The sequence below is a fragment of the Streptomyces sp. RG80 genome, from assembly GCF_040446465.1.
Lineage (GTDB): Bacteria > Actinomycetota > Actinomycetes > Streptomycetales > Streptomycetaceae > Streptomyces.
Genome location: NZ_JBEAAJ010000008.1, coordinates 359,505 through 383,966 on the forward strand (window position 1 = coordinate 359,505; position 24,462 = coordinate 383,966).

Annotated in this window: 23 protein-coding genes; 10 read left to right on the top strand and 13 right to left on the bottom strand. The window is 70.5% G+C overall.

The genetic code is table 11. From position 1 onward, the window contains the following. The first annotated feature begins 20 nt into the window (after nucleotides 1-20). Nucleotides 21-662 (top strand): TetR/AcrR family transcriptional regulator, encoded by a 642-nt coding sequence (locus tag ABKA17_RS28550; RefSeq protein WP_353695128.1) that lies wholly within the window; start codon nucleotides 21-23, stop codon nucleotides 660-662. Nucleotides 663-772: 110 nt separating this feature from the next. Continuing rightward, the gene (locus ABKA17_RS28555) at nucleotides 773-2,314 is read left to right on the top strand and encodes an MFS transporter (protein WP_353695129.1); all 1,542 of its coding nucleotides are present in this window, start codon (nucleotides 773-775) and stop codon (nucleotides 2,312-2,314) included. 104 nt (nucleotides 2,315-2,418) lie between these two features. Here ABKA17_RS28555 and ABKA17_RS28560 read toward each other — a convergent pair whose 3' ends face one another. Then, entirely contained in the window at nucleotides 2,419-2,931 is a 513-nt protein-coding gene (locus ABKA17_RS28560; RefSeq protein ID WP_353695130.1) for a MarR family winged helix-turn-helix transcriptional regulator, read from the bottom strand. A 109-nt stretch (nucleotides 2,932-3,040) separates the two neighbouring features. Here ABKA17_RS28560 and ABKA17_RS28565 point away from each other — a divergent pair, with 109 nt between their 5' ends. Next, nucleotides 3,041-3,832 (top strand): dioxygenase family protein, encoded by a 792-nt coding sequence (locus tag ABKA17_RS28565; RefSeq protein WP_353695131.1) that lies wholly within the window; start codon nucleotides 3,041-3,043, stop codon nucleotides 3,830-3,832. 52 nt (nucleotides 3,833-3,884) lie between these two features. On the opposite strand, the gene ABKA17_RS28570 is transcribed toward ABKA17_RS28565, so the two are convergent. Beyond that, nucleotides 3,885-4,403, bottom strand: coding sequence for a GNAT family N-acetyltransferase (locus tag ABKA17_RS28570; RefSeq protein WP_353695132.1), 519 nt, complete (start codon nucleotides 4,401-4,403; stop codon nucleotides 3,885-3,887). Nucleotides 4,404-4,586: 183 nt separating this feature from the next. On the opposite strand from ABKA17_RS28570, the gene ABKA17_RS28575 reads away from it, so the two are divergent. Further along, nucleotides 4,587-5,582: a sigma-70 family RNA polymerase sigma factor gene (locus tag ABKA17_RS28575; protein ID WP_353695133.1), complete on the top strand. Its 996-nt coding sequence runs from the start codon at nucleotides 4,587-4,589 to the stop codon at nucleotides 5,580-5,582. A gap of 437 nt (nucleotides 5,583-6,019) precedes the next feature. Here ABKA17_RS28575 and ABKA17_RS28580 read toward each other — a convergent pair whose 3' ends face one another. Continuing rightward, nucleotides 6,020-6,985, bottom strand: a complete 966-nt coding sequence (locus ABKA17_RS28580) for a helix-turn-helix transcriptional regulator (protein ID WP_353695134.1) — start codon at nucleotides 6,983-6,985, stop codon at nucleotides 6,020-6,022. Between the two features lie 63 nt (nucleotides 6,986-7,048). Here ABKA17_RS28580 and ABKA17_RS28585 point away from each other — a divergent pair, with 63 nt between their 5' ends. From ABKA17_RS28585 to ABKA17_RS28605, 5 genes are all read left to right on the top strand, one after another. After that, nucleotides 7,049-8,560 (top strand): MFS transporter, encoded by a 1,512-nt coding sequence (locus ABKA17_RS28585; protein WP_353695135.1) that lies wholly within the window; start codon nucleotides 7,049-7,051, stop codon nucleotides 8,558-8,560. 217 nt (nucleotides 8,561-8,777) lie between these two features. Beyond that, nucleotides 8,778-9,539, top strand: a complete 762-nt coding sequence (locus tag ABKA17_RS28590) for a DeoR/GlpR family DNA-binding transcription regulator (RefSeq protein ID WP_353695136.1) — start codon at nucleotides 8,778-8,780, stop codon at nucleotides 9,537-9,539. After that, nucleotides 9,536-10,483: a 1-phosphofructokinase gene (pfkB, locus tag ABKA17_RS28595; RefSeq protein ID WP_353695137.1), complete on the top strand. Its 948-nt coding sequence runs from the start codon at nucleotides 9,536-9,538 to the stop codon at nucleotides 10,481-10,483. The genes ABKA17_RS28590 and pfkB overlap by 4 nt, the downstream gene beginning before the upstream one ends. Nucleotides 10,484-10,700: 217 nt before the next feature. After that, nucleotides 10,701-12,857, top strand: coding sequence for a PTS fructose transporter subunit IIABC (locus ABKA17_RS28600; protein ID WP_353695138.1), 2,157 nt, complete (start codon nucleotides 10,701-10,703; stop codon nucleotides 12,855-12,857). A gap of 203 nt (nucleotides 12,858-13,060) precedes the next feature. Then, nucleotides 13,061-13,312: a hypothetical protein gene (locus ABKA17_RS28605; protein ID WP_353695139.1), complete on the top strand. Its 252-nt coding sequence runs from the start codon at nucleotides 13,061-13,063 to the stop codon at nucleotides 13,310-13,312. Between the two features lie 41 nt (nucleotides 13,313-13,353). Here ABKA17_RS28605 and ABKA17_RS28610 read toward each other — a convergent pair whose 3' ends face one another. From ABKA17_RS28610 to ABKA17_RS28625, 4 genes are all read right to left on the bottom strand, one after another. After that, nucleotides 13,354-14,100, bottom strand: a complete 747-nt coding sequence (locus ABKA17_RS28610) for a DUF6227 family protein (protein ID WP_353695140.1) — start codon at nucleotides 14,098-14,100, stop codon at nucleotides 13,354-13,356. Between the two features lie 234 nt (nucleotides 14,101-14,334). Further along, entirely contained in the window at nucleotides 14,335-15,555 is a 1,221-nt protein-coding gene (locus tag ABKA17_RS28615; protein WP_353695141.1) for a L,D-transpeptidase, read from the bottom strand. 290 nt (nucleotides 15,556-15,845) lie between these two features. Then, nucleotides 15,846-16,898, bottom strand: a complete 1,053-nt coding sequence (locus ABKA17_RS28620) for a P1 family peptidase (protein WP_353695142.1) — start codon at nucleotides 16,896-16,898, stop codon at nucleotides 15,846-15,848. A gap of 40 nt (nucleotides 16,899-16,938) precedes the next feature. Then, on the bottom strand, nucleotides 16,939-18,141 hold the full coding sequence (locus tag ABKA17_RS28625; RefSeq protein WP_353695143.1) for a low temperature requirement protein A: 1,203 nt from the start codon (nucleotides 18,139-18,141) through the stop codon (nucleotides 16,939-16,941). Nucleotides 18,142-18,306: 165 nt separating this feature from the next. On the opposite strand from ABKA17_RS28625, the gene ABKA17_RS28630 reads away from it, so the two are divergent. Further along, nucleotides 18,307-18,483 carry a hypothetical protein gene (locus tag ABKA17_RS28630; RefSeq protein WP_353695144.1) on the top strand — a complete coding sequence of 59 codons (177 nt, stop codon included), beginning with the start codon at nucleotides 18,307-18,309 and terminating at the stop codon, nucleotides 18,481-18,483. Nucleotides 18,484-18,526: 43 nt separating this feature from the next. Here ABKA17_RS28630 and mscL read toward each other — a convergent pair whose 3' ends face one another. From mscL to ABKA17_RS28660, 6 genes are all read right to left on the bottom strand, one after another. Further along, nucleotides 18,527-19,000, bottom strand: coding sequence for a large conductance mechanosensitive channel protein MscL (mscL, locus tag ABKA17_RS28635; protein ID WP_353695145.1), 474 nt, complete (start codon nucleotides 18,998-19,000; stop codon nucleotides 18,527-18,529). A gap of 138 nt (nucleotides 19,001-19,138) precedes the next feature. After that, on the bottom strand, nucleotides 19,139-19,714 hold the full coding sequence (locus ABKA17_RS28640; protein ID WP_502994405.1) for a hypothetical protein: 576 nt from the start codon (nucleotides 19,712-19,714) through the stop codon (nucleotides 19,139-19,141). 156 nt (nucleotides 19,715-19,870) lie between these two features. After that, a complete protein-coding gene (locus tag ABKA17_RS28645; protein WP_353695147.1) occupies nucleotides 19,871-20,704 on the bottom strand; it encodes an S-methyl-5'-thioadenosine phosphorylase in 834 nt (277 codons plus the stop codon). 99 nt (nucleotides 20,705-20,803) lie between these two features. Further along, nucleotides 20,804-21,118 (bottom strand): FmdB family zinc ribbon protein, encoded by a 315-nt coding sequence (locus tag ABKA17_RS28650; protein WP_353695148.1) that lies wholly within the window; start codon nucleotides 21,116-21,118, stop codon nucleotides 20,804-20,806. A gap of 67 nt (nucleotides 21,119-21,185) precedes the next feature. Further along, on the bottom strand, nucleotides 21,186-22,448 hold the full coding sequence (locus ABKA17_RS28655) for an MFS transporter (protein WP_353695149.1): 1,263 nt from the start codon (nucleotides 22,446-22,448) through the stop codon (nucleotides 21,186-21,188). A gap of 301 nt (nucleotides 22,449-22,749) precedes the next feature. Beyond that, entirely contained in the window at nucleotides 22,750-24,279 is a 1,530-nt protein-coding gene (locus ABKA17_RS28660) for a potassium/proton antiporter (RefSeq protein WP_353695150.1), read from the bottom strand. Between the last annotated feature and the right edge of the window lie 183 nt (nucleotides 24,280-24,462).

Consider the following 24,462-nt stretch of genomic DNA (forward strand, 5'->3'; position numbering starts at 1 on the left):
CACTGCCCGAGGAGCACACCGTGACCGCGACCACTGTGCAGAAGAAGGTGACCCGGCCCCGTGCCGACGCCCTGCGCAACCGGGAGCGGATCGTCACCGCCGCCCGCGAGATGTTCACCGAGTTCGGCCCCGACGTGCCGCTCGACGAGATCGCGCGCCGGGCCGGTGTCGGCAACGCCACGGTGTACCGGAACTTCCCCGATCGCGACGCCCTCGTCCGCGAGGTCGTCTGCTCCGTCATGGACCGGATGACGGAGGCGGCCGAGCTCGCGCTCGCCGAGACCGGGGACGCCTTCGAGGCTCTGGAGCGTTTCGTGCACACCTCCGCCGACGAGCGGGTCAGCGCGCTGTGCCCGATGATCCAGAGCACCTTCGACCAGAACCACCCGGACCTGGAGGGCGCGCGGCTGCGGAGTGAGCAACTCGTCGGGGAGCTCATGGACCGGGCGAAGGCGGCCGGTCAGCTCCGGGGGGACGTCGGCGTCGGCGACCTGATGGTCGTCGTGGCCCAGCTCAGCCGGCCGCCGGCCGGCGCCGGGTGCGCCAGCGCCGACCGGTTCGTCCACCGCCATCTCCAGCTGTTCCTCGACGGGCTGCGGGCCCCGGCCCGCTCCGTCCTGCCGGGCGCGGCCATGACCATGGAGGACCTGCGCCAGTCCTGACCGATGAGTTCAGAGCGTCCCAGTAGTCCTTAGCAGCAGTCTTCAACAGTCCTCAGCAGCAACCTTCTCGTTCCCTTTTTCCGTCACGCAGTCCCGAAGTGGGTATCCCCATGTCTGAAACAGCCTCCAAGGCTCCCGGCGCACCGGCCACGTCCGGTGACGCCAACCGCTGGAAAGCGCTGATATTCATCGCGCTCGCCCAGCTGATGGTCGTCCTCGACGCGACCATCGTGAACATCGCCCTGCCCTCCGCCCAGACCGACCTGGGCATCTCCGACGGCAACCGGCAGTGGGTCGTCACGGCCTACGCCCTCGCCTTCGGCGGTCTGCTCCTGTTCGGCGGCCGGATCGCCGACCTGTGGGGCCGCAAGAACGCCTTCGTCGTCGGTCTGATCGGTTTCGCCGCGGCTTCGGCGCTCGGTGGCGCGGCCACCAACGAGGCGATGATGTTCGGCGCCCGCGCCCTCCAGGGTGTCTTCGGTGCCCTGCTCGCGCCGGCCGCGCTCTCCCTGCTCGCCGTGATGTTCACGGACGCCAAGGAGCGTGCCAAGGCGTTCGGCATCTACGGTGCGATCGCCGGTGGCGGTGGCGCCGTGGGCTTCATCCTCGGCGGTGTGCTGACCGAGTACATGGACTGGCGCTGGACGTTCTTCGTCAACATCCCGTTCGCGATCGTCGCCGCGCTCGGCGCGTACTTCGTCATCCGTGAGCCCGAGGGCGGCCGCAACCGCAACCCGCTCGACATCCCCGGCGTCCTGCTCTCCACCCTGGGCCTGGTCGCGCTGGTCTACGGCTTCACCCGCGCCGAGTCCAACGGCTGGGGCGACTCCGTGACGGTCGGCATGTTCGTCGCCTCCGCGGTCCTGCTCATCGCCTTCGTCATCACCGAGGCCAAGGTCAAGGCCCCGCTGCTGCCGCTGCGCGTGGTGACCGACCGCAACCGCGGTGGCATCTACCTCTCGCTCGGCATCGCCATCATCGCGATGTTCGGCACCTTCCTGTTCCTCACCTACTACCTCCAGATCGTGAAGGGCTTCTCGCCGATCAAGACCGGCTTCGCCTTCATGCCGATGATCGTCGGCATGATGGTCGGCTCCACCCAGATCGGCACCCGCCTGATGACCCGCCTGCCGGCCCGCATGCTCATGGGCCCCGGCTTCCTGGTCGCCGCGGTCGGCATGCTGCTGATGACGCAGCTGGAGATCGGCTCGTCGTACGCCTCGATCATCCTGCCCGCGATGCTGCTGCTCGGTCTCGGCATGGGTACGGCGTTCATGCCCGCCATGTCCCTGGCCACCCTGGGCGTCGAGCCCCGGGACGCCGGTGTCGCCTCCGCGATGGTCAACACCTCGCAGCAGGTGGGCGGCGCGATCGGTACGGCCCTGCTGAACACGATCGCCGCCTCGGCCACGACCTCGTACATCAAGGACCACATCGGTTCCGCGAGCTCGAAGTCGCAGCAGCAGCTGGTGGCGCTCGAGGGCCAGGTGCACGGCTACACCAACGCCATCTGGTTCGCCGTCGGCATGCTGGCCCTGGCCGCGGTCATCGTCGTGGTCCTGGTCAACGCCGGCAAGCCGGAGGACCACGCGGTCGCCGGTTCCGGCGAGGGCGTCGAGGACGAGTTCCAGGTGCCGGTCGTCGCCCACTGACGACGACCGTCGGGTCGTACCCCTTCAGGGCCTCGTACGTACGGGGATGGGGACGCTCCGTACGTACGACCCAGGGCCTGTCCCGGCCTCGCTGAGTGAGCGGCTCAGCGGAGCCAGGGCAGGTCCGCACCCGCTTCGTTGGGCTGAAGTCCCTCGGCGACGATCTCCATGATCTCGCCGAGGGACTTCTGCTGTTCCGGGGTGAGCCGGTCGAACACCGCGTTGCGTACGACGGTGACATGGCCCGGCGCCGCCTGGCGCAGCATCTCGAGGCCCTGGTCGGTCAGCACCGCGAACTGGCCGCGCTTGTCGGAGGGGCAGTCCTCGCGGCGCACCCAGCCGTTCTTCTCCAGCCGGGCGATGGCGTGCGAGAGCCGGGAGCGGGTGATCTTGGCGTGCATGGCCAGCTCGGTCATCCGCAGCCGCCGCTCGGGGGACTCGGCGAGCTTGACGAGAAGCCCGTAGTAGATGTGCGGCATGCCCGCGTCACGCTGGAGCTGGCGGTCCATGTGGTCTTCGAGGAGCTGCGTGGCGTGCAGATAGGAGCGCCAGACGCGTTGTTCCTCGGCGGTGAGCCACTGCGGCTCTTCGGTGGTCGATGGGGATGCCGTGTTCATGGGTTCCACTGTACGAGAGCTCTCCTTGAATGTTAAACAAGTTCGGCGTACACTTTTTTCTGTAGGCGTTTTAGACTTCAAGCAACACCGTCCGGAGGGAGTCGCCGCCATGTCCGCCGCCACCCAGGAACGCATGCCCGCGCTCTACCTCAGCCATGGCGCCCCACCCCTGGCCGACGACCCGATCTGGCCCGGCGAACTCGCCGCCTGGTCCGCCGACCTCCCGCGCCCCAAGGCCATCCTCATGGTCTCCGCCCACTGGGAGGAGGCCCCCCTCGCGCTCGGCGCGGTCGAGCCCGTCCCGCTCGTCTACGACTTCTGGGGCTTCCCGGAGCACTACTACCGGGTGAAGTACGACGCCCCCGGCGCCCCTCAACTCGCCGAGTCCGTCCGCAAGCTGCTGCGCGCCCCCGGCATCCCCGTCCAGGACATCCCGGACCGCGGCCTCGACCACGGCGCCTACGTCCCGCTCGTCGAGATGTTCCCCGAGGCCGACATCCCCGTCCTGCAGATCTCCATGCCGACCCTCGATCCCGTGAAGCTCATGGAGATCGGCCGCAAGCTCGCGCCGCTGCGCGACGAGGGCGTCCTGATCGTCGGCTCCGGGTTCTTCACCCACAACCTGGCCGCACTGCGGCACACCGGCGGTGGCGTGCCCACCTGGTCCTCGGAGTTCGACGACTGGGGCCGGCGGGCGCTGGAGACGCGTGATGTGGACTCCCTGCTGGACTTCCTGAACAAGGCCCCGGCGGGCCGCTACGCCCATCCGCGCACCGAGCACTTCGCGCCCCTGTTCGTCACCATGGGCGCGGCCGACGTGGCCGGTGAGCTGGACGCGCAGAAGTCCGTGATCGACGGGTTCTGGATGGGGATGGCGAAGCGGTCGGTGCAGTTCGGCTGAGCCGGCCCACAACTCCTTCTCGTACCGGTCTGCAGCTCCTTCTCGAACCGGCCTACAGCTCCTTTTCGTACCAGGCCACGTCCCAGTACCGCCCGAACTTCCTGCCGACCTCCTCGTACGTGCCGACGTGCCGGAAGCCGAAGCGCTCGTGCAGCCGCGCGGACGCCTCGTTGGGCTGGGCGATGCCCGCGTAGGCGCGATGCAGGTCCTGGCCGGCCAGCGCCTCGAAGAGGGCCTTGTAGAGGAGCGTGCCGATCCCGCGGCCGCCCGCGTGGGGCGCGAGGTAGATCGTCACCTCCACCGAGGTCTCGTAGGCCGGCTTGGGACGGAACGGGCTGGATGTGGCGTAGCCCAGAATTTCCTGTGAGACCGCGTCCGCGGCAACTTTTAGGAGATGCGGACCGTCTTCAGGGTGGGAGAGCAGCCAAGGACGTCGCTCTTCCGGGGTGAAGACGGTCGTATCGAATGTGATCGGCGTCTCACGTACGTAGTGGTTGTAGATGTCCGTGAGGGCCTTGAGGTCAGCCTCGACTCCTGGCCTGACCTGCACCTCTGTACGTTCCGTCATCATCTGGCCTCCCCGTGTGGCCGCACAGGGTACTGCATGATCAGAAAAATAGAGGCGCGGGTTGGGAATTCTGTCCTGATTCCAGTCGTTGTTTCCATCGGATGCAGGGCACCCGAGGACAGTGCCGAATCAGGCGCCAGGCGTCCACCGGACCACCCGCCAGCCCACCATCGCAAGGGAGCACGCATGGCAACCCGTGCCGTCGCCCGTCGTCAGTCCGCCACTGGCAGGACTAACGCGGCAAACAGTGTTCGCGCCCATGGCGGCGAGATCGCCGACCGCGACCTGGTCGGCATGTACCTCGACGAGATAGCGCGCACGCCGCTGCTCGACGCCGCCAGGGAGGTCGAGCTCTCACAGATCATCGAGGCGGGTGTGTTCGCACGACAGGTCCTCGACGGATTCGAGGAGGCCAAGGCGGACGCCACCCGCGAGGAGCTGGAGGCGCTGGTCGCCGAGGCCGAGCAGGCCAAGGACGTCTTCATCCGCTCCAACCTCCGCCTGGTCGTCGCCGTGGCCCGCCGCTATCCCCGCGCCGGTCTGCCCCTGCTCGACCTGATCCAGGAGGGCAACGCGGGCCTGGTGCGCGCGGTCGAGAAGTTCGACTACCGCAAGGGCTTCAAGTTCTCGACGTACGCGACCTGGTGGATCCGTCAGGCCATCACCCGCTCGATAGCGGACCAGTCGCGCACGATCCGCCTCCCCGTCCACCTGGTCGAGGAACTGGGCCGGATCCGCCGTGTGCAGCGCGAGTTCAACCGCGAGCACGGCCGGGACCCGGAGCACGCCGAGATCGCCGCCGAGCTCGGCTCGACCCCGGAGCGGGTCACGGACGTGCTGGACTGGGCCCGCGACCCGGTCTCGCTGAACATGTCGGTGGACGACGACGGCGACACCCAGTTCGGCGACCTGCTGGAGGACTCCTCCGCGGTCTCGCCCGAGCAGTCGGTGCTGACGCTGCTGCGCAGCGAGGAACTGGACGACCTGATCGGCCGCCTCGACCAGCGCACGGCCTCCATCATCAAGATGCGGTACGGCATCGAGGACGGCCGGGAGCGCACGCTGACCGAGGTCGGCAAGGAGCACGGCCTGACCCGTGAGCGCATCCGGCAGATCGAGAAGCACGCGCTGCTCGAACTGAAGAAGCTGGCCCGGGACACCGGGTTCGACGCGGCGGCGTAAGGCCTGGGACACGGCTCGCCTCACGGGCCGTGTGCCCGCGTGCGCCGGGTCGTGAATGCGGCGCAAAGACGGCGGTGCCCGGCCGCTTCAACAGGCGGGGCCCTGGGAAAAACACTTCAGGGCCCAGGAGTTCGGGCTCCGGACGACGGTCCGGGCCGCCTCAGACCAAGTCCCGACGCACTCCCCCCGGCGCCGGGACTCTCCCCGAGCCGGACCTTCGGCGCCCTCCCCCCGGGTGCCGGGGTCCGGCTCCACCCCTTTTCGCGTGCCGGCGTCGCGCGTTCCGCGTCCGGACACGCTGGACGGCGGGCTTCCCCGTACCTGAACCCCGGGGACGCCCGCCGGATGGCAGATTGTGTCACATGGGCATAGCTTGCCGATGTGAGCGAGCCCACGCCGATGGGTCAGGGTGGGCCCGGGGTCGGGCCCCGGCCGGTTCAGCCGCCCGCCGCCCGGCTCAGCCGCCCGCCCAACTCCCGTACACAGCGCACGAGTTCCTCCGGCTCCCGCACCGTGAACTCGCAGTCCACCATCGCCAGCCGTACGGCCATCCACTCCACGGCGTCTCCCACGGTCGCCCGCAGCCGGCACCGCCCTTCCTCCAACGGCTCCGGTTCGCCGAGCCACTTGGGCAGCCGAGCCGCGACGAAGTCGGCCGAGGCCTCGAACGTCGCCTCGAACTCGTAGGTCTCCTGCCGCCGGTACATCGACTGCCGCAGATACTCCGCCGCGCTCCCCGTCGGCAGCTCCCGCGCGGTGAACCGGGCCCCGGTGGCGAACGGTTCGCTCACCCGGTCCACCCGGAAGGTCCGCCAGTCGGCGCGATCGAGGTCGTACGCGACGAGGTACCAGCGCCGACCCGTCGACACCAGCCGATACGGCTCCACCACCCGCCGCGAGTCGACACCGTCCTTGGCCCGGTAGGCGAACCGCAGCCGCTCCCGGCCGGCCACCGTGGACGCCATCACCGTCAGCGTCTCCGGCGCGATGCTCGCCCCGTCCCCGCTGGTCAGCGGGGTGGTCGCGGCCTGCAGGGTCGAGACCCGGTGGCGCAGCCGGGACGGCAGCACCTGCTCCAGCTTGGCCAGGGCCCGCACCGACGCCTCGTCGACGCCCTCCAGCGCGTGCCCGGCGCCCGCCCGCAGTCCGACCGCGATCGCCACCGCCTCCTCGTCGTCGAGGACCAGCGGTGGCATCGCCTTGCCCGCGACGAGCCGGTAGCCGCCGTCGGCGCCCTTCGTCGCCTGCACGGGATAGCCCAGTTCGCGCAGCCGGTCGATGTCCCGGCGCACGGTACGGCGGGAGACGCCGAGGCGGTCGGAGAGCTCGCCGCCGGGCCATTCCCGCGGGGTCTGGAGGAGGGAGAGGAGCTGAAGGAGCCGTGCCGGGGTGTCCGTCGTCATGAGTCAGAGAATGCCGTAGAACTAGGACACTATCTGACCTATTGGGGTCATAGCTTGATGCACATGACCTCCACCGAAACCCCGGAGCCCATGGCTTCCGCGCCCGACCGGCGCCGCTGGTTCGCCCTCGCGATCGTGATGACCGCGGCGTTCATGGACCTCGTCGACGTCACGATCGTCAACATCGCGATCCCCTCCATCCAGGCCGACGCGGGCGCCTCCGTCAGCCAGATCCAGTGGATCACCGCCGGTTACGCGCTCGCCTTCGCCGCCGGTCTCATCACCGGCGGACGGCTCGGCGACATCCACGGCCGCAAGCGGCTGTTCCTCGTCGGCATCGGCGGCTTCACCCTCGCCTCCGCCCTGTGCGGCTTCGCCGCGAACCCGGAGATGCTGGTCGCCGCGCGCCTGCTCCAGGGCGGCATGGCGGCGCTGATGGTGCCGCAGGTCCTGTCGATCGTGCACGCGACGTTCCCGGCGGAGGAGCGCGGCAAGGTGTTCGGGCTGTTCGGCGCGATCGTGGGCCTCGGGGCGGTGTCCGGGCCGCTGCTCGGCGCGCTGCTCACCGAGTGGAACCTGTTCGGCCTGGAATGGCGCCCGATCTTCCTCATCAACCTGCCCGTCGGCATCGCCGGCCTGATCCTCGGCAGCCGCTACATCACCGAGTCCAGGGCGCCGCGCGCGCTGAAGCTGGACCTGGTGGGCGTCGCCCTGGTGACCCTGGGCCTGCTCATGCTGCTCTACCCGCTGACCCGCGGTCGTGAGCTGGGCTGGCCGCTGTGGGGGTACGTGTCGATGGCCGGGGCGCTCGTCGTCTTCGGGGCGCTGGTGGCGTACGAGCGGCGCAAGAGCGCCCGGGACGGCTCCCCGCTCGTCGAACTGTCGCTGTTCAAGGTGAAGAGCTTCGCGGCGGGTATCGCGGTGCAGACCGTCTTCGGCATCGGGCTCGGCATCTTCTTCCTGGTGTGGACCCTGTACATGCAGATCGGTCTGGGCTGGGGGCCGCTGAAGGCGGGTCTGACCGGCGTGCCGTTCTCGATCGCCGTCTCGGTCGCGGCCGGCATGTCCGTCCAGAAGCTGGTCCCGCTCTTCGGCCGCAAGGTCCTCCAGGCCGGCGCGCTGACCATGGTGGCGGGCGTCCTGCTCTACCTCTGGGAGGCCGACCGCTACGGCATGGCCATCGCCCCCTGGCAGATGGCGCTGCCCCTGGTCGTGATGGGCGTCGGCATGGGCCTGATCTTCGCCCCGCTGACCGACATGGTGCTGTCGGGCGTACCGCGTGAACACGCGGGATCGGCGTCGGGGCTCATCAACACGGTTCAGCAGATGGGCAACGCGCTCGGGCTCGGCCTGGTCTCGGTGGTCTTCTTCGGCTCGATCGCCGACGACCTGCGGCCCGTCGACATCGGCCCGGCCTTCGTGAACGCCTTCCAGCACGCGCTGTGGTGGGTGGCCGCGGTGATGGGCGTGATCTTCCTGCTGATGTTCGCGCTGCCGAAGCGGGCGGCTCAGCATGTGGAGGGGGCCGAGGCGACGGAGGTGCCCGTGGGGGAGAAGGAGCCGGAGCTCGTCTGAAACGCGGAGGAAAAGGCCCGGTACCTGGGTTCCGCCCAGGGTGCCGGGCCTTCCGTATGCCGTGAGGTCCGTTCATGTCCGACCTTCAGGCCCGTTCATGTCCGACTGATGCCCGAACCTGTTTACTTTCTGGAAATCCGGGCGTAGCCTCCGAACGAAACCACAAGTTCGGGCATCGGTCGGGAGCGACCGGACGTTGAGGCGGAGGCGAACGGACATGTACGCACCGGAGCGGCAGCAGGAGATCCTCCGGCTCGCGCGTGACGGCGGGCGGGTGGACGTCGTGTCGCTGGCCGAGGAGTTCCAGGTCACCGCGGAGACCATCCGCCGCGACCTCAAGGCCCTCGACCGCGCGGGCCTGCTCCGCCGGGTGCACGGTGGTGCCATTCCCGCCGGGCGCCTGGACTTCGAGCCCGACCTCGCCGAGCGCGAGACGACGGCGGCCGACGAGAAGGACCACATCGCCAAGGCCGGCCTCGCGGAACTGCCGACCGAGGGCACCCTCATCCTCGACGCCGGTACGACGGTGGCGCGCCTCGCCGCCGCCATCCCGCTGGAGGCCTCCCTCACCGTCGTCACCCACAGCCTGCCGATCGCCGCCCGCCTCGCGGACCACCCCGGCATCCAGCTCCACCTCGTCGGGGGGCGCGTACGGCACCGCACGCGCGCCGCCGTCGACGCCTGGGCGCTCCGCGCGTACGGCGAGATCCGGGCCGATGTCCTTTTTGTGGCGGCCAACGGCTTCTCCGCCGACCATGGCCTGACCACCCCCGACCTCGCCGAGGCCGCGGTGAAGCGGGCCGCCATCGCCGCCGCCCGCCGCGTGGTGCTGCTCGCCGACTCCTCCAAGCACGGCCAGGAGCACTTCGCCCGCTTCGGCGACCTGAGCGACGTGGACCTGCTGATCACCGACAGCGGGCTGAGCCCCGAAGACGCCACCGCCATCGAGCGCGGCGGCACGGAAGTAGTGCGCGCATGATCCTCACCGTCACCCCGAACCCGTCCCTGGACCGCACCTACGAGGTGCCCTCGCTCGACCGTGGCGAGGTCATCCGCGCCACCGGCGAACGCATGGACCCGGGCGGCAAGGGCGTGAACGTCTCGCGCGCCGTGGCGGCCGCGGGCCGGCGCACGGTCGCGGTACTGCCCCTGGGTGGTGCGCCGGGGGCGCTCGTGGCGGATCTGCTCGACGCCCAGGGCATCGAGGTCGCGCCGGTACCGGTCGCCGGAGCCACCCGCTCGAACATCGCGCTCGCGGAGGCGGACGGGGTGCTCACCAAGATCAACGCGCCGGGTCCGGAGCTGTCGGCCGAGGAGCAGGAGCTGCTTCTGGAGACCGTGCGGGCGCAGTCGCGGGACGCGGCGTGGATCGCGTGCTGCGGGAGCCTGCCGCGAGGGCTCGCGCCGTCGTGGTACGCCGAGGTGGTCGCGCGGGCGCACGCCGGGGGCGCGCGGATCGCGCTGGACACTTCGGGGCGTGCGCTCCTGGAGGCGCTGCGCGAGCGGCCCGACGTGGTGAAGCCGAACGCCGAGGAGCTCGCGGAAGCCGTCGGACGCCCCCTGTCCACGGTGGGCGACGCGGTGAAGGCGGCCGAGGAGCTCCGCGAGATGGGCGCACGCGCCGTACTCGCGAGCCTGGGCGCGGACGGGCAGCTGCTCGTGGACGGCACGGGCGCCTGGTTCGCGAGCGCCCGCGTGGACGTCGTCCGCTCCAACGTGGGCGCCGGCGACTCCTCCCTCGCCGGCTTCCTCATCGCCGGCGGCAGCGGCCCGGACGCGCTGGCCTCGGCGGTCGCGCACGGCGCGGCGGCGGTACAGCTGCCCGGCAGCGTGATGCCGACCCCGTCCGACCTGGACCCGTCAGCGGTCACGGTCACGACCGAGGTACCGGTGGACCGCGTACTGAAGGAGCCGGCGTCATGAGCAACCCGGCGCACCCCACTGAACCGGCCATGATGCGGCGAGGCTCCCCGTTACTCGTCGCGGCCTACGGGAGGCAGGGCCACCTGAGCGGCCCGGTCACCCGGTGGGGGCGGGGCTTCCCCGGTCCCGCCCCCACCACCCCCGAAAACCCCCACGCCCCCGTCCCCACCCCCGCCCTCGCCACTCCCCGGGCGATACGCGTGCGAAGGAGCCCGCGATGAGCGACATGATCACCGCGGACCTGGTCGATCTCGATCTCGACCTGTCCGCCGACACCAAGGAAGCGGCGGCGCGTGCCCTCGCCGAGCGCATGGTCACCCTGGGCCGGGTGACCGACCTGGAGGGCTTCCTCGCCGACGTGGCCGCCCGTGAGGCGCAGATGCCGACCGGCCTCGACGGCGGCATCGGCATCCCGCACTGCCGCAGCGCACACGTCACCGAGCCGACGCTCGCCTTCGGACGCAGCGCCGCCGGGATCGACTTCGGCGCGGCGGACGGTCCCGCCGACCTGATCTTCCTGATCGCGGCGCCCGCCGGCGCCGACGACGCCCACCTGACGATCCTGTCGTCGCTGGCGCGGCAGCTGATGAACGCCGAGTTCACGGACGCGCTGCGCGCGGCGGGCGACGCGGCGGACGCGGCGGCGCTGATCCGCGGCGACGAGCCGGGGGCGGACGCCGGGGGCGCGAGCGCTTCCGAGGGCGCGAAGAGCGCCGTGGGCACCCCCGCGGGCGCCCTTACAGACTCCGTGGCGGCGTCGGGGGCGGCCTCCGCCGATGCCGCCACGGGTGGCACGGCCCCGGCGCCGGGCGGCGCGAGCGCTCCGGCGCCGGGCGCCACGGACGCGGGCGAGCGCGCGGAGCACGGTGAGCGCCCGTTCCGTATCGTCGCCGTCACCTCCTGCCCGACCGGTATCGCCCACACGTACATGGCGGCCGAGTCGCTGGAGAACGCGGGCCGCGAGGCCGGTGTCGAACTCGTCGTGGAGACGCAGGGCTCGGCCGGCTTCACCCGGCTCGACCCGGCCGTCATCGCCGCGGCGGACGGCGTGATCTTCGCCCACGACGTCCCCGTACGCGAGAAGGACCGCTTCGCCGGCAAACCGACCGTCGACGTCGGTGTGAAGGCGGGCATCAACCGCCCGGCGGAGCTCATCGGCGAGGTGCGCGGGAAGCACGCGCGGGGTGAGGTGACGGGAGGCGCGGGTGCCGGTACGCCCGTTGAGCGGGCCGGCGAGTCCGGCGACGGCTACGGCACCAAGCTCCGCAAGTGGCTGATGACCGGCGTGAGTTACATGGTCCCGTTCGTCGCGGCGGGCGGTCTGCTGATCGCTCTCGGCTTCGCGATCGGCGGCTGGGAGATCACCAAGGCGCCCTCGGTCATGGAGCACTTCTCCTGGACCCAGGTCGACAGCTGGGGCGCCCTGCTGCTCCAGATCGGCCAGGTCGCCTTCGGCTTCCTCATCCCCGTACTCGCCGGATACATCGCGTACGGCATGGCGGACCGCCCCGGCCTCGTCCCCGGCTTCGTCGGCGGAATGATCGCCTCCAACATCGCCGCGGGCTTCCTCGGCGGTCTGGCCGCCGGTCTGCTGGCGGGCGGCGTCGTCCTCGCGATCCAGCGGGTCAGGATCCCGCCGGTGCTGCGCGGCATCATGCCGGTCGTGGTGATCCCGCTGATCTCCTCGATCGTCGTGGGCTTCCTGATGTTCGTCGTGATCGGCAAGCCCATCGCCGAGGCCCAGAAGGGAATGACGGACTGGCTCTCCGGCCTCTCCGGCACCAACGCCGTCCTGCTCGGCATCCTGCTCGGCCTCATGATGTGCTTCGACCTCGGCGGCCCGGTCAACAAGGTCGCGTACGCCTTCGCCACCGCGGGCATCGCCGTCCAGGACCCCAGCGACTCCGCGATGAAGATCATGGCCGCCGTGATGGCCGCGGGTATGGTCCCGCCGCTGGGCATGGCGCTGGCGACCACCGTCCGCAAGAGGCTCTTCACCCAGACCGAGCGCGAGAACGGCAAGGCCGCCTGGGTCCTGGGCGCCTCCTTCATCTCGGAGGGCGCGATCCCGTTCGCCGCGGCGGACCCGCTGCGCGTCATCCCCGCTTCGATGGCGGGCGGCGCGGTGACCGGCGCCCTGTCGATGGCCTTCGGCACCACCCTGCGCGCCCCGCACGGCGGCATCTTCGTGGTCCCGCTGATCGGCAGCCCGTTCCTCTACCTGCTGGCCATCGCCATCGGCACCGCGGTGACGGCAGGCCTGGTCATCGTCCTCAAGGGCCTGCGCAAGACGGCCCCGGACGGCACTGCCACCGCCTCCGACGAGTCCGCGACGGCCCCGGCGACGGAGGCGAAGCAGCCGGTCGCCGCGTAGGAGAAACAGGCCGGGGCGGGCGCTGCTGTGGCCCGCCCCCAGGTGAGCGGCCGGGCACAGCCCTGGCGGGACGGGGCTGTGACCGGCCGCAGCCGTTTCAGTGGCCCTATGTCCCTTTGGGTGGCTGTGAGTTGTTCACGGCACCTGCGAGATACGTCACGGTCCGGGGTCAAAGTCCCGGACCGTGGTGTCTACTGGGGCGCATGCCTGAGCACGTCTCGATCTACCAGTTGACGGGCATGGCCGTCCTCGCCCTGGCGACCGTCGTCTGGGCGATCGGCCTGACCCGCGTCCTGCGCCGCAGCCGCGAGGCCGCCCTGTGGCGGACCTCCGCCACGCTCCCGGCCCTTCCGTACCAGCGGCGGACCGCCCCCGAGCTGGAGTCCGTCCAGCTGACACCGGCGGAGCGGGACGCGTTCGCGGGCCTGGTACGACAGCTCAGCGACGGCCGCTGAACAGGAGCCCGGGAGCCCGGGAGCTCGGGGACCTCAGGGGCTTACGAGACCCGCGCCGCGCGCCGCTCCATGGCCTCACGCGCCGCGTCCTCGGAGACGTACACCTCGCACATGTGCCGCCCGTCGGGCGTGGCCGTGTGCTCGACCTCCCACAGGGAGATCTCCCTGCCGTCGCGCAGCAGGAACGCGTGCTCGTAGAGCGAGAAGCACAACCCGATCCGCCCCGCGCGGCACGGCCGCCCGAAGGCCTGTGTGATCTGGTGCGCGAACGCCGTCTTCAGCAGCGCCGCCATCTCCCCGTCCGGCCGGTCCGGGTTCTCCGCGCGTCGCAGGAGCCGACGCGCGTGGTCCGCGGAGTCGTCGGGTACGTACGCGTGCCGAGGCGCGGGAATCGGCGACAGCTGCACCGTGACCGGCAGTTCGAAGTCCGGCGCGTCCGGCGGCAGCGGCAGCCGGGCCGTGGCGGCGTGCAGTTCCTCCTCGTCGACGTACACCTCGTGCTGCGGGGCGCTGCCCGGCGCGGTGTTGTGGACCAGCTCCCAGAGGGTGAGCGCCGAGCCGTCGGCGAGCAGCCAGGTGTGGCGATACGTCTCGCGGTGCAGCCCCGCGCTGTGGTGCGCGGAGTGCAGCGAGCTGTCGTGCGCGAGCGCGCAGTCGAGTCGCCGTATCGTGTCGTCGGGCAGCTCGAAGGAGTTCAGCGCGCGGCCGAGGAGTCGCGCGAGGTGCTCCTCCGGAGACTCGGGCGACTCGCGTGGCTCGTACGCTGCTGTCTCGTACGGAACGCTCAAGGTTTCTCCCGGCGTTGCTGCATGTCACCTTGTGGGTGCATACCGTAGCCCCTCGGTCGGACATCATGTCCGGGAACCGAGAAAACGTGCGCACAGAAAACGCTCAGGTCGCGTGAGAAGTTCCCACGCGACCCGAGGACCCGTCAAAACCCGCCGGTCAGACGGCACTTGCCGCGTCATGGCGCCCCGGGCAGCGCGTCGCCGTCCGCGCACGCCCCGGCGCTCAGCGGGCGCTTACCCGGCGCTTCCCGCGACCCACTGACTCCACGACATGTTCCAGCCGTTGAGCCCGTTGTCCGGTGACACCGTCTTGTCGGGGGAGTTCTTCACGATCACGACGTCCCCGAGCATGGAGTTGTCGTAGAACCACGCGGCGTTCGTGTTCCCCTGCCCGCCCTGCACGTCCTGGAGTCCCACGCAGCCGTGGCTGGTGCCCTGCCGGCCGAAGGGCGGATTGCTCTTGTTGTACCAGTAGTTGCCGTGGATGAACGTCCCCGACTGCGTCAGACGCATCGCGTGCGGCACGTCCGGGATGTCGTAGGCGTTGGCGAGCCCGACCGTCCGGCTGTCCATGCGCAGCTTCGGGAACTTCTCGGAGATCACCATCTGGCCGTTGTACGTGGTGTTCTGCGCGTCACCCGTCGAGATCGGCACCTTCTTGAGGGTCTTCCCGTCGCGCACGACCGTCATGGTCTGCGTGTCGGCGTCGACCGTGGAGACCTGCGACCGGCCGACCGCGAAGGTGACGGTCTTCTTCTGCACCCCGAAGACGTCGTTCGCGCCCTCGACGCCGTCCAGGTCGATCTTCATCGTGACCTTGGAACCGGCCTTCCAGTACTCCTCGGGCCGGAAGTCGAGCCGCTGCGAGCCGAACCAGTGCCCGACCACCTTCTGCCCGCTGCTGGACGTGACCGTGATGTGCGACTGCACGGCCTTCTTGTCGCCGATCGCCTTGTCGAAACTGAACGACACGGGCATCCCCACGCCCACCGTCGTCCCGTTGTCCGGCGTGTACGTCCCGATGAAGCTGTTCGCCTTGCTGACCGTCGTGAAGGTCGAATCGGCCGCCACGGCCCGCCCGTCGGAGTCCTTCGCGGTCGCCGATATCTCGTACTTCGTCCCCCGCTCCAGCTGCTCCCTCGGCTTCCAGCTGCCGCCGTTCGCCGAGATGAACCCCGGCACGGACTGTCCGGTCCCCGCCACCGTCATCTTCACGTCGGTCAGCTCGCCGTCGCTGACCTTCACCCCCGTCGCGTTGATCGACGCACCCGTCGAACCGTCCTTCGCCGAGATGACGATCTTCGCCTCCGACGCCTTGGACGAGCCCCCGCCGCCCTTGCCGTCGTCCTTCCCGGCATCGGCGCCGCCGCCACAGGCGGTGAGAGTGAGGGCGCCGACCGCCAGGACGGCACAGGCCCCGAGTGCGCGCCGCGCTGATATGTCCGGCGTAGTCACGAGCTGCTCCAGATTAGTGTGATGTGCGTGATCCGCTCCCCTGCGTGGAGAAAGAGCGCATCCGTGACCGACCGGGTTCCCTCCGACAGCCGTGAACGCCATCACGTGACACAACCGGGACATCAACCGCACAAAATGCGCCACCCGCACACCGATGTGATCGGAGCCGCGCACGCAGGGGTGAGCGAGCGCCGGTCGGGAGTCGCGGTTCGGGCAGTCGGCGCATGCCGTGAACCCCCGCCACCGACCGGCGCTCTGAGACGACTACCCGCGCCCCATCACCACTGCGGTCATCGTCCCGCCCCCGACCTCCTCTCGCCGCCCTCGTACAACTCCCCGTAGGACGGCCACACCCCGCCCGGTCCGTCCACCGACTCGGCCGCGCGCACGGCCCGTACGATCGCGCGCGTCACCAGGTCGGCGCCGGCCGCGAGGAGTTCGTTCAGCGCCAGGGGATGTTCGGCGTCGAGCGGGCGCTGCCCGGTCGCCAGCGTGAACACCGTGTCGCCGTCGTGCAGGAGGTGCACCGGCCGCACGGCGCGTGCGATGCCGTCGTGCGCCGTACCGGCGAGCTTCTGCGCCTGCGCCTTCGACAGCCGCGCGTCGGTGGCGACCACCGCGAGCGTGGTGTTGAGCGGGGGCGGCGCGTTCTTCGCCGTGCCCTCGGCGAGGCGCCGGCGCGCGGCCTCGTGGACGCGCGCCTCCGGATAGCGCACGCGCCCCTGGAACAACTCCCCGTACAGCACGCCCGTTTCGGGGTCCATCACGGAGCCCGCGGCGTTGGCCACCACCAGCGCCGCGACCGTGATCCCCGAGTCGAGGACGGTGCTCGCGGTGCCGACCCCGCCCTTCATCGCTCCGACGACCGCGCCCGTACCGGCGCCCACACCCCCTTCAGGGACCGCCGCGCCGACCGAGCTCGCCGCGGCCGCCTCGACCGCGGCCCGGCCGGTGGCCGCGTCCGGACGGGCCCGGAAGTCGCCGCCCCGCCCCAGATCGAAGACGCAGGCGGCGGGTACGACCGGAACGACGTGCGCCGGATCCACCCCGACAGGAACTCCGCGCCCCTGCTCCTCCAGCCACGCCATCACGCCGGACGCGGCGTCGAGCCCGTACGCGCTGCCGCCCGTCAGCACGATCGCCTCGACCTTCTGCACGAGGTTGCGCGGGTCCAGGGCGTCGGTCTCCTTGGTGCCGGGCCCGCCGCCGCGCACATCCACGGCGGCGACGGCCCCGCCGTCCGGGGCGAGCACGACGGTGGTACCGGTGAGCCATCCGTCGCCGACGCGTGTCGCGTGTCCCACGCGTACGCCGGTGACGTCCGTCAGAGCGTCAACTGTCATGGGATCAGTCTCGTCCAGGTACCGTCGCCGCCCCAGGAGGTCACCCCACCGGCACCGACTCTTTGCTCTCCCGGCCTGCCATGCGCGCCGTCAGCGTCACCCCGGTCGCCACCGCGAGCGCGGAGACGACGCCCGCCGCCGGCACGGCCCAGTCCCCCAGGAACGTGCAGAGGATCACCAGCAGTGCCGTGGTCGGCAGCACCAACTGCTGGGCGATGCCCACCTTGAAGTGGCGCGAGTGCAGTGCCCACACGGTGAGCAGGTAGAGCGCGCTCGGCAGGGTCACGGCGGCCGACGCGGCCAGCGTGGAGATGTGCGCCTTGCCGACCGCCTGCTCGACCGCGACCTCCAGGCCGGCGCCGATCGCGGCCGCCGAGGCGAAGATCAGGTAGTGGCCGTAACCCCACAGGAAGGACTGTCTGTTGGAGCGCAGATGGCCGTGGATCGGCACGACGAAGTAGATCCACCACGCGGAGAAGACGATCAGCAGGCCGCCCACGGCGATCGGCAGCACTTCGCCGAGTGCGTCGTTCTCCTCCACGCCGGACTTCACGGCGACCGTGGCCGCGGCGATCGTCTCGCCGAGCACGATGATCGTGAACAGGCCGTAGCGCTCGGAGATGTGGTGCGGATGCCAGGACGTGTTGAAGTCCTTCTCGGCGTACAGCGGTACGCACATCTCAAGCACCGCCATCACCAGGAACAGCCAGGCCCGCCCGCCCTCGGGCAGAATCAACAGCCCCAGCCAGCCGACCTGACAGAGCAGCACGCCCCCGGCGTAGCGCAGGGCCGTCGTTCTCTCGGGCCCCTCACTCGATCTCGCCGCCCGCAGCCACTGCGCCGACATGGCGAGCCGCATGATCAGGTAGCCCAGCCAGACGGCCAGGAACTCATGGTCCTCGAACGCCCGCGAGACCCCGGCCGCGAGCACCAGGACACCGGCGATCTGGACGAGAGTGACGATCCGATACAGGACGTCGTCGTTGTCGTACGCCGAGGCGAACCAGGAGAAGTTCATCCAGGCCCACCAGATGGCGAAGAAGACCATCGCGTAGTTGAGGATCCCTTCGCCCGCGTGCGACTCGGCCACGGCGTGCACGAGTTGAACGCCCGCCTGAGCGATGGCCACGACGAAACACAGGTCGAAGAAGAGCTCCAGAGGCGAGGCGACCCGATGGGTCTCGTCACGGCCGCGGGCGGTGAGCCTGCGCAAGGGTCTGGAGCCTGCGGGGGAGGACGTCATGAGTCCAAGCACAGCAGATACCGACCGGAAATTCTTGTGAAGGCATTCACAAGCGCGCGAGGGTCCACAAGCCCCGCGGTTCGTCCACTCGTGGGACCTGTCGACCGGCGCCGACGGCCCGGCAGCCCCGGACGCCGACCGCCCCCAGGGCCGTACCCTGGACGCATGAGCACCGCCCCCGACCCCGAGCCGCGCGCCCCGAAGCCGTCACTGGTCTTCGACGACCCGCTGGACCAGCAGTCCTCGGACGACACGGATCGCGGGTGGGGCGAGCGACCCGGCGGCGACAGCGCGGCCGACCTGAAGCGCTTCCTCGACGAGAAGCCGCCCCACCACATCTGACCGAGCCGGATCACCGCCCGCCGCACGACACGGGCGGCTCCCGCTAACGCTCGTCGTGTCCGGAACCCCGCTGCGCGACCAGCGCGTCGCGGATCTCCTTGAGGACCTCCAGCTCGGTCACCTCCAGGACCTCGTGCGTGCCCTCCTTGGCCTTCCTGCGGGCCTCCTGCCGGGCCAGGTACTTCGACATCGGCAGCACCATCAGGAAGTACACGACCGCCGCGGTGATCACGAAGCTCAGCGTCGCGCCGAGCACGGTGCCCCACCTGATGGGGATGCCGCTCAGCACGGTTCCGTCCGCCGCCACCTTGCACGGGTCCTGGAGGCACGAGCTGTAGCTGTCGAGATTCTTGGTGCCGATCGCTCCGACCAGCGGGTTGATGACGCCCTTCACCACCGAGTTGACGACGTTGGTGAAGGCGGCGCCGATGACCACCGCTACTGCCAGATCGACGACGTTCCCGCGCATCAGGAAGGCCTTGAAGCCCTCCCAGACGCTCGGCTTCTTCTCGCTCACCTAGGGGACTCTCCTCGCACGCGCAGGTTGTGGAACAAACAGCTCCGCAACCTACGTCAACGCGAGGCGACCCTGTCCAATTGGGTAGCTCGAAAGGGGGACTTGACAGGAATCCGCGCAACAGGCGGAGCGCACGACTCAACACAGTGTCACCGCCAGCCGTGCCGTGGCGCTCGCACCCGCGAGCCGCGCCGCGATCGAACGCGGCACCGAGAGCACCACCAGCGCGCCGCTCTCCGCGGCGCCCTCCAACGGCTTCGGCACCTTCTTCACCCGCGCCCCGCGCGCGACCACCTGGGCGTCACCGCCCGTCGCCGTCGTCTCGGCGGCGATCACGTCGACCCGGTCGCCGGGCCGCAACAGCAGGACCGTGGCACCGTCGGCGATGCGCACCGGTGCCGTCACCATCTCGACGGCACGGCGCTCCCGCACCGGCTCGGCCACCGGATGCCCACGCGCCCCGTCGGCGCCCCCCGGGCCGACGGCCACCAGCGCCGCAGCGGTGACGGCGAGGCCCGCCGCCACGGCCCGCCTGCGCTGCCGTACGAGCCGGGCCAGCAGATACCGCCCGCCGCCCACCCGCACAGGAGCGAAGTGCGGCACCTCGCAGGTGGCGGGAGCCTCGGTGCCCGGTGGACGCGCGGCAAAGGGAGAGAGGGGAGGCGGAGAGAGGACAGGGGGAGAGAGCGGAGGGGGAGAGGGAGCGAAGGACACGGGGGCCACCACCTGTCACGAGGGATCGGCTTGCAAGGCCACGATGGGGCCTCGCGCCGCCGCCCGCCGGGACAGGTGGATCACTGGGTCGCTGTGGACAACTCCCTCACCCGAACGAGGAGTTCCACCCGTCCGGGGCCGCCGTCCTCCACAGCGTCACGGCAGTTCGAACCCGGGATCCATGCCGCCCAGTGCCGTGGTGCACAGACAGTCCCGCTCCTCGTTCGCCGGCAGCGCGGCCACCGCGTCGAACAGCACACCCCGCAGCCGGTCCACATTCGCCGCGAACACACGGAGTACTTCGTCGTGCGAGACGCCTTCGCCGGTCTCGGCGCCCGCGTCGAGGTCCGTGACCAGCGTCAACGAGGTGTAGCAGAGCTCGAGTTCACGGGCGAGCGCCGCCTCGGGGTGACCGGTCATGCCCACCACGGACCAGCCCTGCGCCCGGTGCCACAACGATTCGGCACGCGTCGAGAAGCGCGGCCCCTCGATCACGACCAGGGTCCCGCCGTCCACCGCCTCCCAGTCCCGCCCGCGCGCCGCCTTCAGCGCGGCCGTCCGTCCGACGGGGCAGTACGGATCGGCCAGCGACACATGCACCACGTTGGGTACGTCGCCGCCCGGCAACGGCAACCCGTCGAAGTACGTCCCCATCCGCGACTTCGTACGGTCCACCAGCTGATCCGGCACGAGCAGCGTGCCCGGCCCGTACTCGGGGCGCAGGCCACCCACCGCGCACGGACCGAGGACCTGGCGCGCCCCGACCGACCGCAGCGCCCACAGGTTGGCGCGGTAGTTGATCCGGTGCGGCGGCAGATGGTGGCCGCGTCCGTGCCGGGGCAGGAAGGCGACCCGCCGGCCCGCGATCTCGCCGAGGAAGAGGGAGTCACTGGGCGGGCCGTACGGGGTGTCCACCTGGATCTCGGTCACGTCGTCGAGGAACGAGTAGAAGCCCGAGCCGCCGATTACGCCGATCTCTGCGTTCGCCATGCCCCGCACACTAGCTGGCCCCGGCGCCGGGCCGAGAGGGCCCGCGAAAACACCGAGGACCCTGTCGTCGTACGACGACAGGGTCCTGCGAGCGAGTCCCTAAGCGGCGGAAGTGCTGCTGCTGGAGGAGGTGCCGGTGCTCGACGGCTTCGAGTCCGAGGACGACGAGGTCGAGGTGGACGCGGAGGACGTCGACGGCTTCGTGGACGACGACGCCGGCGAGCTGCTCGACGAGGAGCCGCGGCTGTCGTTGCGGTAGAAACCGGAGCCCTTGAAGACGATGCCGACCGCGGAGAACACCTTCTTGAGGCGGCCCTGGCAGTTCGGGCACTCGGTCAGGGCGTCGTCGGTGAACTTCTGCACCGCCTCGAGGCCCTCGCCGCACTCGGTGCACTGGTACTGGTAGGTCGGCACTGTCTTCCTCCTGGCACTCTCACTCAATGAGTGCTAACGAGGGTCCATAGTGACGTATTCCCGAGGATCAGTCCACCGTCACCGGCACGCGGTGACCGACGCCACGTGCCACGGTGCGCGTCCGGGGCCGCGCCGCAAGGCGTGACCGGAGCGCCAGCAGGGTCGCCAGGGCGAGCAGCGTGCCGACCATCGGGACCAGGAATCCGGCACCGTTCCAGAAGCGGTCCTCGAGCTGTCCGGCGGCCGTGACGGCGGCCGCCTGGCCGAGCGCCACCGCTCCGGTCAGCCAGGTGAAGGCCTCGGTGCGGGCACCGGCCGGAACCAGGCTCTCGACCAGCGTGTAGCCGGTGATGAGCGCCGGCGCGATGCACATGCCGACCAGCAGGCCGAGTCCGGCGAGCGTGAGCACCGAGTGCGCGGCCCACAGTCCGGAGGCCGTCAGCGCGAGCGCGCCGTACCCGACGAGGAGGCGCTGCTGCGGGGCCGTCTTCCACGCGATGGCGCCGCAGACGATCCCGGAGAGCATGTTGCCGGCGGCGAAGACGCCGTACAGGACGCCGTTCAGCCCGGGCTCGCCGATCGACTCCGTGAACGCGGCCAGCGAGACCTGCATGCCGCCGAAGACGGAGCCGATGCCCAGGAAGGTCACGATCAGCACGCGCACGCCAGGTACCCGCAGCGCGGAACCGTGCTCCACGCGTGCGTGCTCGTCGAGGCTGACCAGCGGCTGCGTGCTCTTCTGCGCGGCGAACAGCAGACCGCCCAGCAGCGTCAGCGCCGACTCCGTCAGCAGGCCGGCGGCCGGGTCGACGGTGGTGCACAGCGCGGTGGCCAGCAGTGGGCCGAAGACGAAGGTCAGTTCGTCGGTGACGGACTCGAAGGCCGCCGCGGTGGTCATGAGGGGCGAGCCCTGGAGCTTCACGCCCCAGCGGGCGCGCACCATCGGGCCGATCTGCGGCACCGAGGCGCCCGTGGGGACGGCCGCCGCGAACAGCGCCCACAGCGGCGCGTGCGACAGGGCGAGCGCCGTCAGCGTCAGACCCGACGCCGTGTGCACGAGCACGCCGGGGATCAGCACGGCGCGCTGCCCGTAGCGGTCGGCGAGGCGCCCGCTGTACGGCGCGAACAGGGCCATGGAGACGCCGGTGACGGCCGCGGCGGCGCCCGCCGCGCCGTACGAGCCGGTGGTGTGCTGCACGAGCAGCACGATGGAGATCGTCAGCATCGCGAACGGCTGACGCGCCGCGAAGCCGGGGAGCAGGAACGTCCAGGCGCCGCGGGTGCGCAGCAGCTGCCCGTATCCCGGGCGTGCGGTGACCGTGGATGCCACGGCCCGTGCCTTTCTGCCGCCTGGTAGCGCGCCTGTGCGGGGGCGCCGAGAGCTGTCCTCTTGCGCTGACTGCGGTAGATACCGGCGCCCACTGCGAAGGGAGCGTCTCGGCCGCCGTACGGTCGCGCCAGCAATGCGTCAGGCAGAGTTGGTTCGATCAGAATGCGCCTTCATCGTACAGGGATCAAGGCCTGGTGCGCCTGTGAAAACGAGCACCATGAGCCTTGTTCACCTGCGATTACCGGGGGTGTGAACCGTACGAAACGTGCCCTTAACGACATGGGTCGATCCGGAGGCCCCGTCAGCGCCGCGGAGGTTCCCCGTTCATGCCCAGCCATCCGGCCAGCTTGCCGCCATGGCCCACCGCGCGCAGTCGCCGCTCGGCGGCGTCCCGCACCGGATCCGTGGCGACCACGAGCAGCTCGTCGCCGCGCCGCAGCACCGTCGTGGGCAGCGGAACGAACGATTTTCCATCGCGGACGACGAGGGTGACGGCGGCTCCCGAGGGCAGCCGTAGCTCGTTGACCTCGACACCGTGCATCTTCGAGCCGTCGGGGATGGCGACGGACAGCAGATGCCCGCGCAGCCGCTCCAGGGGTGCCGACTCGATGCCGAGGTCGGCGGCCTCCGCGTCCTCGCCCAGACGCAGCTGGCGCGCGAGCCAGGGCAGTGTCGGGCCTTGGACGAGGGTGTAGACGACGACCAGGACGAAGACGATGTTGAAGATGCGGCGGCTGCCGTCGACGCCGTTCACCATGGGGATCGTCGCCAGGATGATGGGCACGGCGCCGCGCAGCCCGGCCCAGGACATGAGGGTCTGCTCCTGCCACGGCACCCGGAACGGCGTCAGGCACAGCACGACGCTCAAGGGCCGCGCGACCATGGTCAGCACCAGCCCGATGACGAGCGCCGGCCACACGTCGTCGCCCAGTTCGTGCGGCGTGACGAGCAGGCCCAGCAGGACGAACATGCCGATCTGGGCGATCCAGCCGAGCCCTTCGGCGAAACCGCGCGTGGCGGGCCAGTGGGGCAGCTTGGCGTTGCCCATCACCATGGAGGCGAGGTAGACGGCGAGGAAGCCGCTGCCGTGGGCCAGCGCGCCCGCCGCGTACGCCGTCACGGCGATCGCCATGACGGCGATCGGGTAGAGACCGGAGGCGGGCAGCGCGACGTGCCTGAGGCCCCAGGAGCCGAGCCAGCCGACCGCGATGCCTATGGCGGCGCCGATGGCCAGTTCCAGGGTTATCTCGCCGATCAGGGCGTACCAGTGCTCGACCGGGCCCGCCGTGGAGAAGGCGACGACCAGGATGACCACGGGGGCGTCGTTGAAGCCGGACTCGGCCTCCAGCGTGCCCGTCACGCGCGCGGGGAGGGGGAGTTTGCGCAGTACCGAGAAGACCGCCGCCGCGTCCGTCGAGGAGACGACCGCCCCGATGATGAGCGCCTGGCGCCACTCCAGCCCGACCAGATAGTGCGCCGCCGTCGCCGTGACCCCGACGCTCACCGCGACCCCGACCAGTGCCAGCGCCGTGGCGGACGGCAGCGCCGGTTTGATCTCCTTCCACTTCGTGCCGAGACCGCCCTCGGCCAGGATCACGACCAGGGCCGCGTATCCGATGACCTGGGTCAGTTCGGCATTGTCGAAGTGGATGTCGCCGATGCCGTCCTGCCCCATGGCGACGCCGATGCCCAGATAAACGAGCAGGCTGGGGAGCCCGCTGCGCGAGGAGATCCGGACCGCTGCGACGGCGACGAGCAGGACGAGCGAGCAGACGAGCAGAAGCTGGTTGAGGTCGTGGACGGTCAGCGGCTGTTCCCTTCCCTGGCTCACGGGCGTCACGCGCGCGTGGGCTCACGTACATAGGACACGAAGTGGTGAGTCTCCGCACCCAAGTACTTCGTTACCTTACCTAACTCTTGACGATTTCTTGACACTCCGGAGGGCAAGATCGAACGCCCGTCCGCGTTGGTAGCCGACTCCGCGTCAAGTGGCGTCGGGCCCTGCGCCTATGGT

Bases quoted from the DNA above. Each gene is read 5' to 3' on its own strand.
- ABKA17_RS28565 (WP_353695131.1), top strand. From the start codon at position 3,041: ATGTCCGCCGCCACCCAGGAACGCATGCCCGCGCTCTACCTCAGCCAT.
- ABKA17_RS28555 (WP_353695129.1), top strand. From the start codon at position 773: ATGTCTGAAACAGCCTCCAAGGCTCCCGGCGCACCGGCCACGTCCGGT.
- ABKA17_RS28560 (WP_353695130.1), bottom strand. From the start codon at position 2,931: ATGAACACGGCATCCCCATCGACCACCGAAGAGCCGCAGTGGCTCACC.
- ABKA17_RS28625 (WP_353695143.1), bottom strand. From the start codon at position 18,141: ATGACGTCCTCCCCCGCAGGCTCCAGACCCTTGCGCAGGCTCACCGCC.
- ABKA17_RS28645 (WP_353695147.1), bottom strand. From the start codon at position 20,704: ATGGCGAACGCAGAGATCGGCGTAATCGGCGGCTCGGGCTTCTACTCG.
- ABKA17_RS28590 (WP_353695136.1), top strand. From the start codon at position 8,778: ATGTACGCACCGGAGCGGCAGCAGGAGATCCTCCGGCTCGCGCGTGAC.
- ABKA17_RS28570 (WP_353695132.1), bottom strand. From the start codon at position 4,403: ATGATGACGGAACGTACAGAGGTGCAGGTCAGGCCAGGAGTCGAGGCT.
- ABKA17_RS28605 (WP_353695139.1), top strand. From the start codon at position 13,061: ATGCCTGAGCACGTCTCGATCTACCAGTTGACGGGCATGGCCGTCCTC.
- pfkB (WP_353695137.1), top strand. From the start codon at position 9,536: ATGATCCTCACCGTCACCCCGAACCCGTCCCTGGACCGCACCTACGAG.
- ABKA17_RS28585 (WP_353695135.1), top strand. From the start codon at position 7,049: ATGACCTCCACCGAAACCCCGGAGCCCATGGCTTCCGCGCCCGACCGG.
- ABKA17_RS28630 (WP_353695144.1), top strand. From the start codon at position 18,307: ATGAGCACCGCCCCCGACCCCGAGCCGCGCGCCCCGAAGCCGTCACTG.
- ABKA17_RS28580 (WP_353695134.1), bottom strand. From the start codon at position 6,985: ATGACGACGGACACCCCGGCACGGCTCCTTCAGCTCCTCTCCCTCCTC.
- ABKA17_RS28600 (WP_353695138.1), top strand. From the start codon at position 10,701: ATGAGCGACATGATCACCGCGGACCTGGTCGATCTCGATCTCGACCTG.
- ABKA17_RS28575 (WP_353695133.1), top strand. From the start codon at position 4,587: ATGGCAACCCGTGCCGTCGCCCGTCGTCAGTCCGCCACTGGCAGGACT.
- ABKA17_RS28620 (WP_353695142.1), bottom strand. From the start codon at position 16,898: ATGACAGTTGACGCTCTGACGGACGTCACCGGCGTACGCGTGGGACAC.